We start from the raw sequence: 13,595 nt of genomic DNA, 5'->3' as shown, positions 1-13,595 counted from the left end.
ATTATGATAAGATACCTGTATTACAAATAAACGAAGGCTTTTTAAGGAGGAATTTTTCATGGCAGAGAATAAAAATAATGAAAATATCACCAACATCCTTACCCAAAAATTGATCGATACACGCACGGTGTTAATTTACGGGGAGATCAATCAGGAGTTAGCCGAAGACGTTTCTAAGCAGCTGTTACTTTTGGAATCTATTAGTAATGATCCTATTACCATTTTTATTAATAGCCAAGGCGGACACGTCGAAGCTGGCGATACGATTCACGATATGATTAAATTTATTAAACCAACAGTGAAAGTCGTTGGAACTGGCTGGGTTGCAAGCGCTGGTATTACGATTTACTTAGCTGCTAAAAAAGAAAATCGCTTTAGCCTTCCAAATACGCGCTACATGATTCACCAACCTGCTGGCGGCGTTCAAGGTCAAAGTACCGAAATCGAAATCGAAGCAAAAGAAATTATTCGGATGCGTGAAAGAATTAACCGCTTAATCGCCGAAGCAACCGGTCAATCATACGAACAAATTTCTAAAGATACAGATCGTAACTTCTGGCTTTCTGTTAAGGAAGCGAAAGATTACGGCATCGTAAATGAAATCATTGAAAACCGAGACAGTTTAAAATAATACTAAAAGGTTCACTTGCAAAATGAAGTGAACCTTTTTTATTCGCTTTAAGAAGGAGGACTTACAATGAACTTAACGAAAAAAAATTTCCAAAAACTCGACGAAATACATTTATCACTAGAAAATCGCCACTCTATGTCCGCGATTATCGATATTTTAAGCGAATCCTACATTGAAATCACGCAAAGTGGTGTTGTTAAGGATTATACTTATTACAAATCGTTAACAACACTTGGTGATAGTAGTTTAGAAATCATAGAATATGACATAAAAATTTTAGACGAAACAAAAGTCCTCTCTTATTATAAACTCAAAAATCTAAGCGAAAATAGCTATACAATGCGAAGTAATATCTGGATTTTTGAAAATAATTCATGGAAACTCACTTTTCATCAAGGGACTAAAATTGTATAAAAAAAGGAATTTGACTAATCGCCAAATTCCTTTTCATTATTTTCGTTTACGTAGAAGAACCGCACTAGTTATTGTTAGCATGATGCCTCCAAAAAAACTAGCCGTTATTCCTCGGTCCCCTGTTTTTGGTAAACTCGCATTTTCTGTTGCCACGGAATTAATAGAAATAGCCGAATTTATTGGAGTAACTTCGCTTTCAGTAGGAACTGATTCTACTGGATTCGTTGGCTCTACTAGTTTTACTGGGTCTACAGGTTTTACTGGGTCTACTGGGTCTACTGGATCTACTGGGTCTACTGGATCTACTGGATCTACTGGATCTACTGGATCTACTGGATTAACAGGTTTCTCCAACAATGCCTGCGTGATTTTACCCGAATACGTGGTTGTTAAAGAGCCAATTGTTACTGGCAAATTATACTCGTAGTTTAAAATATAATTACTTTCCAGTCCTAACCAGGTAATCTCGCCATTCTCATAAACACCTGCATGATTAACTTTTGTTGGTTTCGCCCTATTACCATTTTCGTCCGTAACTGGTGCTGGTAATGTCAACGGATCATCCACTTCGACTGCATCTAAAACTCGAGTTTGATTGTCGAGTTCTAACCTTGTTAAGTTAGTCAAACTTTTCAGTGGGGAAATATCTATAATATGGTTAAAACTGAGTGTCAAAGTCTCCAAATTTGGTATTTTTGCCAAACTGCTAATATCTTTAACCTGATTTGCTTTTATATCAAAATCTTCAAGGCTTGTAAGATTTTCAACCACACTAATATCTGTTATATTATTTCCAAATAAACTTAATCCGAGCAAATTCGACATGTTCTTAAGTGGTGTAATATCCGTAATATGATTTCCACCAGCCCAAAACATCATCATATTGGATAAATTTTGGGTGGGTGTCAAATCACTTACATTGCAATCTCGCATTGTCAAAAACTCTAACTGAGTCATGTTTTTAACTGCACTAATATCTGAAACTGGATTAGCACTAATATTAAGTTCTATTAGGTTGGTTAAGTTCTTTAGTTGGTCGATTGTTTGTACATTGTTAAATTCAACATCTAGTGTTGTTAATGTAGATAGATTCGCAATTGGAGTTAAATCGCTTATTTGATTTTTGGGTATATAAAGCGTTTCTAATTGTGTTAAATTACTAAGTGGCGTTAAATCACTTACTTGATTTCCATAACCAAATAATTGCGTAAGGTTCTTCAAATACTGCACGCCTTCAAGGCTTTGTACCCCTGCTGATGTGAAATGTAATGCTCCAACCTTGTTCAATTGGCTTTGAGTAACGGAGCTAGTTACGGATGGTTGTTTCATCCAATCAGCTACCACTTTTGCAAGCTTTGGATCTGGAAATATTTCATTGATTGGTGTTGGATTGGTGAGTGTATAAGTTACCTCTGCTTCAACAGGATGCGGGTTAGTAAAATTTCCGATACTAAAAGCAACAGTTAAAACTAAAAGTAAGCTAGTAATAAGTTTCATTATTTTCATGATATCCTCCTTGAGTTTCAATCAACATCATACTTTGTCTATACACTCAAATCAACGGAACTAGGAGGAAATTTTTCTTGTTTTAATAAATTCACGACACTTCATTATTAGCAAGCTTTTTCATCGACTAACCTTGCTACCATCACATTACTAGAATTTCCGCGATTGGTATATCTTTTTTTAGTTGTGTCTAAAAAATGAACCTAAGCAAAAAAACAGCTTTTTTTCACTACTAGAAAAGGTAAGTTAGATATAAATTCTACACTTACCTTTTCCTTCTTTATAATTCGTCTGCAGTTGGCTCTCTAACATATTGCTTCATTGCCAGTTCACAAGCACCAAACTGTTTGAAATTTTGGCGTGCTTCTAATAAAGTTAAACCATTATTAGCACTAGAGCGAATATTTAACAAATCTTCTATCGTGGAAATAGTTTAATAGTGCGAATAAATCTCCGCTTCATCAAAAACGAAATAAGCCTCATCTTCCTAGTAACATACCTGACAAATTTCAAACTCGCCCCTAACATCAATAGTTAAACTATTACAACAAGCGCATCTATATTTAGGCATTTAATTCCTCTTTTCTCAATTGTACAGTCCACTTGAGTAACACCGTCAGTTCGTTTTCTTCTATAATTTCAAAACCAGCATTTACAAGAAATGCAATACCAGCTTCATTTTTCCGTCTAACTTCATCCAACATAACTATCCCGCCACAATCAGTTTGAAAAAAATCCAAGAATAATTGCAAAGCTTTTTGAGCGATTCGCTGGCCTCTGTAACATGCAGCCACTTTAATATTTAAATGAGCTGTTCCTTTTTCAAAATCGCGAAAGCTAACTTCACCAACGGATTCTGTGTCTTTTTTTATAATAAAATAAGCATTGCTCGGTTGTGATTTTGACTTTAACCAGTCCATGCGCGTTTCTTCCGGAAAAGGAAATGGTCCGCCAAGCACTTCTGTTGTTGCCAAATCTCCCCACAACCATTCAATGAAAGGAAAGTCAGCTGTTGTAGGTTGTTGTAATGTGATTTCCATGAAGTTCCCCCTTGTTTACTTAGTAGTTAAAAGTTCACTAATGAACTTGATGATTATATTTTACAATGTTATCATTAAATTCAACATAAATTCAACCAAGCAGGTGTATCATGATATATTACAAAGATAAACTTAAAACAATCGGAACAGCTTTAACTTCTTTATCTTTTATTCTCATGTTTGGCTTATTAACTTTATTGTCAATAGAAAAACCAGAGTCATTTTACTATGGTCTTATTACTCTATTATTTATAGGATATTTAATTGTGAAACTTCTACTCCCGCCAAAAGAATGGAGCCAAGTCACCAAGAACGATTTTATTATTCACACACGCAACAAAACAAAAACGATTCATCTTGCAAATGTGAAGAGAATAAGTTATAACTTCCAACCTTCTCGTCCGAGCTTTGGACATCCTATTCCAGAAACGATGGAACTATTCTTTCAAACAGAAGACAAGATGGAGAAAATCGACTGCGCCTTTATCGGCCGAAGCAATTTCGTTGAATTAATTAACCAATTTGATGCCAAATTAGCCTCATTAAGAGAAGATATAAAAAAACATGACTATAGCTATCCACGCGATTTTACATTCGGTATTTTTATTTTTGGTGTTGTCGTGCTCTTCTTGATGCTCATTCTTTTGTTTGGACGAGAATTTCTATTTGAGCAAATTGGAAAAGTTTTTGTATAATACGTCAAATATAATGAAAAACCAGCTTCCATTTACTTTGGACATTATTTTCTATCAAATAGATAAAATATTTTGAGCGGTTCTATAAAACACGAATTATTTATATTACACAGCAGATGGGCAGCACTTGACACGGTTGAATTTTTCGAAAGCTCAGAGAAAGTAGATTTATGAATAAAAAACAGCTTGTAAACTATACAAGCTGTTTTTATTTATTTTGCTACACTTTTTAATGCACCATTTTCTATAAATAATTGTTCTTCTGCCAAGTCTAATGTTGTTGCTCGGTGAGAAATTACGAGCACCGTTTTATCTTGAATTTCTGAACGGAGCGTGTTTAAAATCGCTTGTTCATTAATGTAATCCAAATTGCTTGTTGGTTCATCTAATAATAATAACGGAGCACCATGGAGAAATAGTCTAGCTAAGCCAATCCGCTGGCGTTCGCCGTCTGATAAATTTCGTGATTGCCCGCCAATGATCGTGTCATAACCTTCTGGCAAAGTCTCAATCCATGTATCGATAGCAGCTTTTCGGGCCGCCTCTTTAACTTCTTTCAAAGTAGCATCTTTTTTTCCTAAACGAATATTATTACCAAGTGTGTCTTCAAACAAAAACGTACTTTGCTCCATTACACCTTCGAGCCTATGAAGCGAAGACTCTGTAATTTCAGGGAGTTCGTTATCATTTAATTTAACCTCGCCTTTTGGATCCCAGTAACGCATCAGTAGTTTTACTAAGGTACTTTTCCCGCTGCCACTTTCCCCACCGATGCCAAGCCATTTTCCCTTAGGTAGTGCTAGCGAAATTTCGTTTAAAAGTGGTTGTTTTCCATCATAGCTAAAAGTCACTTTATCTAACTCCGCACTTTCAAAATTCGCTAGTTCAAGCCGACCGTTAAATAATACCACAGGTTTTTCTTCTGTTAATGTATATAATCGCTTACCACTAGCAAAAGTAGTTAACAGCGCTGTTCCTAAAGCATTTAATGCCAATACCGATCCAAAAGAACTCAGACTAAGCACGGTTCCAATTAATACTGTTTCAAGCGGTAATTGCAAAAGACTACCTAACACTAAAATTAAAGTCGCCGTACCAATTAGCACCCATTCACCAAATATTTGGAGCTCGCTTCCTTGTCTTATTCTTTTTTTATACTGCTTATTGAGCTTTTCGCCTTGTGTTTCTAATTTACTCAAACGCTCTTCGCCCAATTTAAACTGGAATATATCTTGTAAACTTGCAATATTTTCCATTATCATCTGATTGAGCCCAACGAATTCTTTTTGATAAGCAGTTCCGATTTTTTTATTTCGTTTATAACTAATCATCGGCAAAACGACACCAACCAAGATTTGTCCTAACAAAAGTATGAGCGCTAAACGAACATCATAGGTCGCCAAAAAGCCAACTGTTGCTATCGTCGTACCAAGTGCAATAAAAACCGGTGAGATTGTATGTGCGAAAAACACTTCCAAAGCCTCGACGTCTGTTGTAATCGCGGCAACTAAATCACCACTTTTCTTTCCGGATAAACGAGCAGGTCCTAATTTTCGCAACGTCACAAAAATACGTTCACGAATAATCGCAAGCAAACGAAAGGCAATATCATGATTTAAATACTGTTCCAAATATCGTGCCAAACCGCGAACCACCCCACAAGCAACCATTACAAAGAGCCATTTATACGGATTCAGTGGCTGCTGTAAAATTACCGCGATAATGCCATACGTACCAATCAGAGAAATCATGATAACCGATAAATTACTTATAGTACCAAGTAAAATCGCCAAAATCATCTTTCCTCGTAACGGCTTAACAAACTTTAATAACCAGCCAATAATCGTCCATTCTGACATATCATGCTCCCCCTTTCAGCAACGCTTCTTCTTCTAAAAAGTAATTTTTGAAGTAATTGGATTCTTGTTGCAATCGTTCTGGGCTCGCCACTTCTACCAATTTTCCCGCGTCAAAAACGAGTACCTGATCCGCGTCCAAAATATTATATAAGCGATGCGAAATAAAGAGCACAATTTTTTCTTTAGCTAATTCTTGCAACACCAAAAGAATAATTTTTTCACTTTCCAAATCCACACCAGACGTAATTTCATCAAAAACATAGACTTCAGCTTGACACAGCAATGCTCTCGCTAGTAACAACCGCTGCCTTTGCCCACCAGATAAATTACTTCCGTTCTCTTCTAAATTCTCACTTAATTGCCCCGGTAGTTTCCGAACAAAATCAGCCAAACTAACTTGCTCCAAAACATTCCATAAATCACTATCATTTGCGGCTGGATTACCAATTAATAAATTTTCCCGAATACTATTTGCATAAAGATAACCATGATTATCTACTAACACAGCTTGTTTACGAATAGCTTCCCCGCTCAAATTAGCTAACGATACATCATTCCAAACAATATCCCCTTGATAATCAGGCAATTGGTTTAATAACACTCGGACAAACGTACTTTTTCCTGAACCAGACTTTCCGACAAGTGCTGAAAAACTTCCTTTATTGAAAAGAGCTGATATATCTTGAAGTGCTTTAGCTTTACCCTCTTCATATGTATATGTCAAATGACGAACTTCCATTTTTTCTAACGGTTTAGCTAATTCTTCTGAGCCATAAACTTGCTCTTTTAACTCTAAATAAGCGAACAATTTACTGCAAGCACTAATTCCATTCATCGCCACATGGAATAAAGACCCAAGTTGACGCATTGGAATAAAGAATTCAGCGCTTAGTAGTAAGAACATCAGCATGCCAGTCATGCTTATATTCCCATTTGTGAACATAATTAACGACATACCGATACCAAGTGCCGCCCCACTATACGAAATAATATCCATAATCGTAATCGAATTCAGTTGCATCGATAACAAACTCATCGTAGCTTTACGGAAACGTTCCGCATCAGAAACAATTTCCTCTTGCTTATATTTATCTTGTTCATAAGCCTTCAAAATACTCAAGCCACTTAAATTTTCATGAAATTTGGTTCCTAAATTCGTATAATCCGACCAATAGCCACTCAAAATCCGTTTAGCAATTTTCATCACTGCTATAATAACAACCGGAATCATCGGCATACAAATTAATAGCACAATCGCCGGCTGCCACGCAAATCCAACTAAACTTCCAAAAATCATCAAAGAAGCGATGAGACAATAAAATAATTGCGGTAAAAAACGTGAATAATAAATTTCTAATTGTTCGATCCCATCTACCGCGAGCTGCGTTAAAGTTGATGCCGGTAGCTGTCCTTCGTTGTTGCCTAACCGAAAAGCTTTTTCCATCACAGCGCGCCTCATTGATAAACGCAGTTCTGCTGATGCTTGGTAAATTTGTTTCTCCGCTAATTTGGTAAGTATCGCTTTGCCAACTAAAACGACTAAAACCGTTCCAATAAGCCATAACCAATCGACACTTTGGCCCTCTAAATAATGCGTTAATTGTTGAGCAAAAACAAGCCAAAGACCAATCATCAACCCCAAACTCAGCACACGATAAAGAATTAATAACACTAAAGATTTCTTTTCAACCAATTGAAACAAACGCTTATCAATCATTGCACTTCCCCCCGAGTTACAATAAGGTTCGTTTCAAGATACCTTAATACTTTCTTTGGTTTTTTGGCAGTATGAGCCATTTTAAATACTACTTTTCCCATTTGATCGCTAACCCCCATTAATAAATCTTTGTTTATTATATCACAAAAATCTGTGTTTGATAATGATTCTCATTGTCATTTGTGGTTTTCAAATTATTAGCAGCTCCTATTTTGGTTTTTATTTTACTAAAAAGTTATTATTTTATCTTCTTAAGGTAAACTTTATTTATATTTAAATTTATCAATCAAAATAATAAGTATTTTATAAAATGCTATAAAAAGATATTTAAGTAAAAATTACAAGAAGAACCTCAAATTCTCTTATATAATTTTTAAACAAAAAAGTAATATGTTATAATCATTTTGTACTATAAACATAAAAAGGAGATGGCAACATGATAAAAATATTATATGTACTAGGGATGTCTTTGGTTTTATCTATATTAATAGGTAGTGTCCAAGTTTCGGCTAAAGAAAATATATTTAGTACAAAAGACAAAGAAGTTTATGTTGAAAATAATCAATATGGGGAGATAATTCAAACAGAAATAGATTACTCCAACGCAAATATAGAAACAGTGGAAGGGGCAAAAGTTACATATTCTGAAGCAAAGGAAATTAGCGAAGAATCACAGAGTAATACTAGACCCTTACTCAAAAAAAGCAGTAAAACAACTGGAACAAAAACTGTCATTCCAGGTGGAATGATATATAAAGGAGTAACAGTAAAACAAAATTTCTCAGGCTATAGTTTTTCTTATAAAGCTGATTATACTACTATATATGGTAAAATCGAATGGGGTTCGAAATATGCGGATCGTTTAGATCGTATTTACGGGATAAATTATAGTACAAATAATGGTGGAAGTATTTTGTCAAAAGGTGTCTTCAGAAAAAATGAAAAATCCGGCTATTCTGCATATGGTGGGGTGAAAATGGTAATCAACAATACTAGTGGTGGAAATTATACCGTTTACAACTACATCCGAGTAGGCAAAGATAAAGTATGGTTGGATTATGTAAATAATCGTTAGAAGGTGAATGAATGTATGAGTACATTATATAGTTTTGAAAATATTTTTGGTAATTCTTTACTAAATATTTTAATCATTATTATTGCAGTATGGATTGTTTTACTTAACCTCATCAAAATTTTTGATTATAATAAAACACATCCCAAAGAAATAAAAGTAATAAATCTGGTGTTTTTTGTACTATCTTTATGGTTTTTTATACGCTTTATATTATCAATAAGTTTATTTTAAAAAATAACGTTGAAAACATATTTCATTTGTTTTCAGCGTTATTTTTTTATACTTTTATTTGACTGCGTGGTAACCACATAGTTTATACTAAAACTAAATCACAAGGAGGTATTCAGATGCATACTCTTTCCAGTGGCGAAATCGCGCAACTTTTTCAAATATCTAAATATAAAATCCGTCATTATATTGATGAAGGTATTCTAGTTCCCAAACGAAATCCTGAAAATGGCTATTATTATTTTGAAGAAACAGATATTTACCGTTTATATCAAATTATTCTTTTTAGAAAAATTGGCTTTTCTATTCAAGAAATAAAAGAAAGTTTGCTTGGTGAAAAAGTGACTCCCATGTTAGAGCAGGCTGAACAAGATTTGCAACAACAAATAGAAGAATTAGTAGGAATTCAGAAAACGATTCAGAAAATCATTCATTCGCAAAAAGAAATGCGTTTAAATGAAATCACGTTTGTAGCTAAAGAAGACCGTTATTTTAAAAAAGTTCCTAACCAAATAGTTGATAAAAACACTATCAACTACTCCCAAGCCGCAAAACACAATCTACCGGATTTAGAGGAACCTTTTTACATTTTCTGCAAGCAAAACACTGGTGTAATCTGCCTTAAGAGCATTAAAAAAAGGAGTGATTATACTTTTCCGGCTGGCGAATATGCTCGTAAATCTTTTATTACCAAAGATGAAGCAACTATTGAAACGCAAATCCAACTATTTTTAGAAGAATTAAAATATCCTACAACAAGCATGATATTATACGAAAACATCTACCCTTCACTCGCCTATCCGGACGCAATGGTTTACACAATGGAAGTGCCGTTATGATCCTTTCCATTAAAAACATCGATTCATTTGAAAAAGAAAGTATCGTTGAAGAAGTAGCTTCTTTAGTTGTCGCAGGGTTCAAATCAAAGTTCACAAAAACGCTATTCAAAGAAACAGAAGTACATGACATTATATACGCTTTTTGCCATTACATTTACACAGAACAAGACGAAAACCTACTAATTGCAATACAAGATAAGCTAGTTTGCGGTTGCATGTTTGTAACGAGCAAGAGTGACTCTCATCAAAAACTATATCAAGCACTAAGAAAATTTTTATCATTTTCACAGTGCCTCAAATTGATTTTCTTACTCAGTCTTCTATCACACAAACCTGTTCAAAATGAACGATATATTGATTTTATAACCGTTTCGCCAAATTTTCGTGGTCAAGGCATTGGAAAAATGCTAATTTCTCATTGCCTAGAAACTTTTCATGATGAACAGATTACTCTATACGTTGCCAAGAACAATAATCGCGCTTGCAAGCTGTATAGAGCTTTAGGTTTCCAAGTGATTCAAAAAGAAAATAGCACATTGATGGGAGTACTCACCGGTATCAAAAAATGGCAAAAAATGGAGTGGATACAATGAAACGTTGGAAAAAAATAACTATCATAATGAGTGCAATCATCGTCATATTAGTAGCGATTCTTTTCATCGGAAACAATTTCGAAATGAACGAAACAAGCGTCGCAATCCCAACTACTGGTGGAAAACTTTCTGCGGTCGTGACAACTCCAAAACACGAGAAACCAAAAGGCATTATTGTGTTTGTTCATGGTGACGGGGCACAAGAAGCAACTCAAAACGGTGGCTATAAACCGCTAATGGAACGCTTTGCCCAACAAGGATATATATCTGTTTCTTGGGATAAATTAGGCGTTGGTAAATCCTCAGGCAATTGGCTAAATCAGTCCATGGATGACCGCGCAAACGAAGTCAACCAAGTGATTGATTGGATGAAAGTGAAGTATCCTGATAGCACCGCCAAAATCGGCTTATGGGGCGCTAGTCAAGCCGGCTGGGTAATCCCAAAAGCAATGAATGCAAATAATGAGATTGCTTTCTCAATCCTTGCCGCCCCTGCTATCAACTGGATGCGTCAAGGAGAATATAACACCAGCTGGCAAGCGAAAGACGCTGGTAAAACAACTAAAGAAGTCAAGCAAGCACAACAAAATTTTCTCACCGACAGCGCCCTTATTTCTAAAAATAACACCTACGAAAGCTACAAACAAAATGGCGGCAAAGAAAAAATGACCCCGGATCGCTACAACTTTATCCGCAAAAACATGAACCAAGATGCCACCCTAGACCTTTCAAAAATAAAAGCAAAAATCTATCTCGTCTTAGCTGAAAAAGATAAAAATGTTGATTCAGCAGAAACAAAAGATGTTTACACCCAACAAATCAAAAAAGAAAAACTAGAAATCCAAACCATCCCAAATGTCTCGCATCAAATGATTAATCCTGCCATCGCTAATTCAGATTTGCTCACCAATATTGTTGGGTTAATGATTCCAAAATATTTTTTAGTAAATGGCGCTTACCTAGATTACTGCGAGCAAGTAGTTTCTAAACAATAAAAAGAAGACCCAATTAATGGTCTTCTTTTCTTATAGAATAATTTCTAAAATACGCCTGTTGCCAAACTTGTGTTTTTTTCGCTGTTTTATTTAAATTCTGATACCACGATGGATAAAATCTAGCAGCCATTTTTCCAATACCAGCTTCACTAGTTAAAATTCCCTTTTCAATTAAACACTGCCTTGGAAAAACAAATATACCGTTCAAATCATCATCCATAACAACAATGCTTAAAAAATCAGCATTATCATTCTCATCAAAAGGACAATTCTTACCCAATTCATCTTTCTCCCAAAAAGCAACAAAGTACCCTGCTTTTTTATCTGTTTTCTTCGCCAAACGCGTACGAGTCATTGTGCCATCTTTAGCCGTTTTTACAATCATTCCTCGATATTCTTTGTTTTGTAGTTCTTCCCGAATTATTTCAAGTTCACCAAGTTCGCTTTGTAACAGCTGTTCATACTCCATTAACTCTCTCCCTTCAGTTGCAAATGAAGAATTGGATAAGGCTTCCTAAAACCGTCCGCGTCACTTCTAGAAGAAACCACAAATCCATGCTTCAAATAAAATCTCGTTGCATTTTCATTTTGTTCATTCACATCCACCAGGTTTATCCGCTTATTTTCTATTAGCCAACCCAGAATCTGACTCCCATAACCATTACCCGTGGCTACCGGATCCAGAAACAACATATCTAGTTCCCGCTCGCTCGTCCCACTAAAACCAACAACCTCTTCACCAGCGAACCATAAGAACAGTTCCACATTATCTAGAAACAAAGGAATTTGTTCTTTGTAAAACTGCCTATCTTCCGCAGTTAAAAAATTATGCGTTTCAATAACTGACTTTTCCCAAATCGCTAAAATTGTCTGGTAATCTTGTTTTTTCGCTCGTTTATTTATAAGTATCATTTTTTCAACTTCCTATTTATTTTTTATTTATGCAAGTTCTTCGGTCAAGATTAATAAAGACTCCCCATTTTCATCTGTTGCCGTTATTTCTATAAAATCAAAACCATCCGTTTTTACTTGTTCCCATGGTATATGCCTACCATCAATTAAAACGACATGCCCGTTTTCATCAAATTCATAATCTTCTTTTTCCGTTTCATAATCAATGCCAATTCCAATAGATAAACGAATGTTAGATAAATTATTTATAGGATATTTTTTTAATTCTCTATTTTGCCTAACTTCTGTATCAAACTCATCGCAAAACATACTATCATACCCATAATATGCACCATCATAAAGCAAAATTTCTTTCCCAGATAAAGTGCTTTTCGCTATAATTTTTAATGGGATTTCATATGCTTCACTAGTAATTAACTGATCACCATCTATTTTTTTAAGCGTTCCACAATATAAAATCTCAAAAGTTTCCTCTTTATTTATTGTTTCAATTTCTACATTAAGGAAATCATTGATACTTAGCTTTTTAGCTGTGTTTTTCAAATATGATGGAATCAACATTTCCCCTCCTCCGTAATGGTGTATGCTTGTTATAACCTGATTTTTTTTATAGTCACTAATATTTGCTATCTACACCGAAAAACCTCTTCTTATAGTTTAATTATACTGTGTAAAATGCATAAATCAATTTAACTGTCATTTACAAATGAAATGACACTATCTTCCCTCTCCCAACTACACTCGCGCCCTCCATAACCATAAAAGACTTATTTGGCTGAATCTTACTATAACCAACGCCCTCTTGTTCATATAAAAAAGAACACATTGCATACCCCGTCGAATCCAGCGTATCCACTTCTATATCATAAATTTCAACTCCTAAATATTCCCGATCCTCATCCAACTCCATCACAAAATGCGGCCGATACCCCGCTTCCGGAACCGTTTTTCTTGCATTAGAGTAAAAGGTAACCTCTACCATAAAGCTCTGCTGCGACTTCATATTATTCCTCCTAATCTGCTTTAATATTTTCAAAGCACCAATAATAAAAAAACCGAAAACCTATCAAACGATTTTCGACTTTAAATTC

At 35.0% G+C, this 13,595-nt stretch carries 14 protein-coding genes and 2 pseudogenes; 7 read left to right on the top strand and 9 right to left on the bottom strand.

Features of this window, described 5'->3' with window-relative positions:
• Nucleotides 1–58 precede the first annotated feature (58 nt).
• Entirely contained in the window at nt 59–631 is a 573-nt protein-coding gene (locus HRK21_RS11355) for an ATP-dependent Clp protease proteolytic subunit (RefSeq protein ID WP_070006929.1), read from the top strand.
• Nucleotides 632–697: 66 nt separating this feature from the next.
• Nucleotides 698–1,045, top strand: a complete 348-nt coding sequence (locus tag HRK21_RS11350) for a nuclear transport factor 2 family protein (RefSeq protein WP_070006927.1) — start codon at nt 698–700, stop codon at nt 1,043–1,045.
• Between the two features lie 36 nt (nt 1,046–1,081).
• Here HRK21_RS11350 and HRK21_RS11345 read toward each other — a convergent pair whose 3' ends face one another.
• The 3 genes and pseudogenes from HRK21_RS11345 to HRK21_RS11335 all read right to left on the bottom strand — a co-directional run bounded on the left by HRK21_RS11345 (nt 1,082) and on the right by HRK21_RS11335 (nt 3,591).
• Nucleotides 1,082–2,551, bottom strand: a complete 1,470-nt coding sequence (locus tag HRK21_RS11345; protein WP_077952775.1) for a leucine-rich repeat domain-containing protein — start codon at nt 2,549–2,551, stop codon at nt 1,082–1,084.
• A gap of 280 nt (nt 2,552–2,831) precedes the next feature.
• Nucleotides 2,832–3,122: pseudogene (locus HRK21_RS11340) on the bottom strand (CPCC family cysteine-rich protein).
• Complete coding sequence (locus HRK21_RS11335; protein ID WP_070006925.1) at nt 3,115–3,591, bottom strand: GNAT family N-acetyltransferase; 477 nt, start codon at nt 3,589–3,591, stop codon at nt 3,115–3,117. Before HRK21_RS11335 ends, HRK21_RS11340 begins: the two are co-directional and overlap by 8 nt.
• Before the next feature lie 110 nt (nt 3,592–3,701).
• Here HRK21_RS11335 and HRK21_RS11330 point away from each other — a divergent pair, with 110 nt between their 5' ends.
• On the top strand, nt 3,702–4,286 hold the full coding sequence (locus HRK21_RS11330; protein ID WP_070006923.1) for a hypothetical protein: 585 nt from the start codon (nt 3,702–3,704) through the stop codon (nt 4,284–4,286).
• A 212-nt stretch (nt 4,287–4,498) separates the two neighbouring features.
• Here HRK21_RS11330 and HRK21_RS11325 read toward each other — a convergent pair whose 3' ends face one another.
• A complete protein-coding gene (locus tag HRK21_RS11325; protein ID WP_070006921.1) occupies nt 4,499–6,145 on the bottom strand; it encodes an amino acid ABC transporter ATP-binding/permease protein in 1,647 nt (548 codons plus the stop codon).
• A 1-nt stretch (nt 6,146) separates the two neighbouring features.
• A complete protein-coding gene (locus HRK21_RS11320; protein WP_070006919.1) occupies nt 6,147–7,862 on the bottom strand; it encodes an ABC transporter ATP-binding protein/permease in 1,716 nt (571 codons plus the stop codon).
• A gap of 436 nt (nt 7,863–8,298) precedes the next feature.
• Here HRK21_RS11320 and HRK21_RS11315 point away from each other — a divergent pair, with 436 nt between their 5' ends.
• The 4 genes from HRK21_RS11315 to HRK21_RS11300 all read left to right on the top strand — a co-directional run bounded on the left by HRK21_RS11315 (nt 8,299) and on the right by HRK21_RS11300 (nt 11,592).
• Nucleotides 8,299–8,937, top strand: coding sequence for a hypothetical protein (locus HRK21_RS11315; protein WP_003721530.1), 639 nt, complete (start codon nt 8,299–8,301; stop codon nt 8,935–8,937).
• Between the two features lie 347 nt (nt 8,938–9,284).
• Entirely contained in the window at nt 9,285–10,004 is a 720-nt protein-coding gene (locus tag HRK21_RS11310; RefSeq protein ID WP_070006917.1) for a MerR family transcriptional regulator, read from the top strand.
• On the top strand, nt 10,001–10,597 hold the full coding sequence (locus tag HRK21_RS11305; RefSeq protein WP_070006915.1) for a GNAT family N-acetyltransferase: 597 nt from the start codon (nt 10,001–10,003) through the stop codon (nt 10,595–10,597). Before HRK21_RS11310 ends, HRK21_RS11305 begins: the two co-directional genes overlap by 4 nt.
• Complete coding sequence (locus tag HRK21_RS11300) at nt 10,570–11,592, top strand: alpha/beta hydrolase family protein (protein ID WP_070783955.1); 1,023 nt, start codon at nt 10,570–10,572, stop codon at nt 11,590–11,592. Before HRK21_RS11305 ends, HRK21_RS11300 begins: the two co-directional genes overlap by 28 nt.
• Before the next feature lie 13 nt (nt 11,593–11,605).
• Here HRK21_RS11300 and HRK21_RS11295 read toward each other — a convergent pair whose 3' ends face one another.
• The 4 genes and pseudogenes from HRK21_RS11295 to HRK21_RS11280 all read right to left on the bottom strand — a co-directional run bounded on the left by HRK21_RS11295 (nt 11,606) and on the right by HRK21_RS11280 (nt 13,507).
• Nucleotides 11,606–12,061, bottom strand: a complete 456-nt coding sequence (locus HRK21_RS11295) for a MepB family protein (RefSeq protein ID WP_070006911.1) — start codon at nt 12,059–12,061, stop codon at nt 11,606–11,608.
• A pseudogene (locus tag HRK21_RS11290) lies at nt 12,051–12,504 on the bottom strand (GNAT family N-acetyltransferase). The gene HRK21_RS11295 and the pseudogene HRK21_RS11290 overlap by 11 nt, the downstream one beginning before the upstream one ends.
• A 27-nt stretch (nt 12,505–12,531) precedes the next feature.
• On the bottom strand, nt 12,532–13,065 hold the full coding sequence (locus tag HRK21_RS11285) for a hypothetical protein (protein ID WP_070006907.1): 534 nt from the start codon (nt 13,063–13,065) through the stop codon (nt 12,532–12,534).
• A 139-nt stretch (nt 13,066–13,204) separates the two neighbouring features.
• Nucleotides 13,205–13,507 carry a hypothetical protein gene (locus HRK21_RS11280; protein ID WP_070006905.1) on the bottom strand — a complete coding sequence of 101 codons (303 nt, stop codon included), beginning with the start codon at nt 13,505–13,507 and terminating at the stop codon, nt 13,205–13,207.
• Between the last annotated feature and the right edge of the window lie 88 nt (nt 13,508–13,595).

This window comes from Listeria monocytogenes (genome assembly GCF_013282665.1).
Lineage (GTDB): Bacteria > Bacillota > Bacilli > Lactobacillales > Listeriaceae > Listeria > Listeria monocytogenes_C.
The sequence above is the reverse complement of the archived record's forward strand: the minus strand, read 5'-3'. Positions and strand labels throughout refer to the sequence as shown.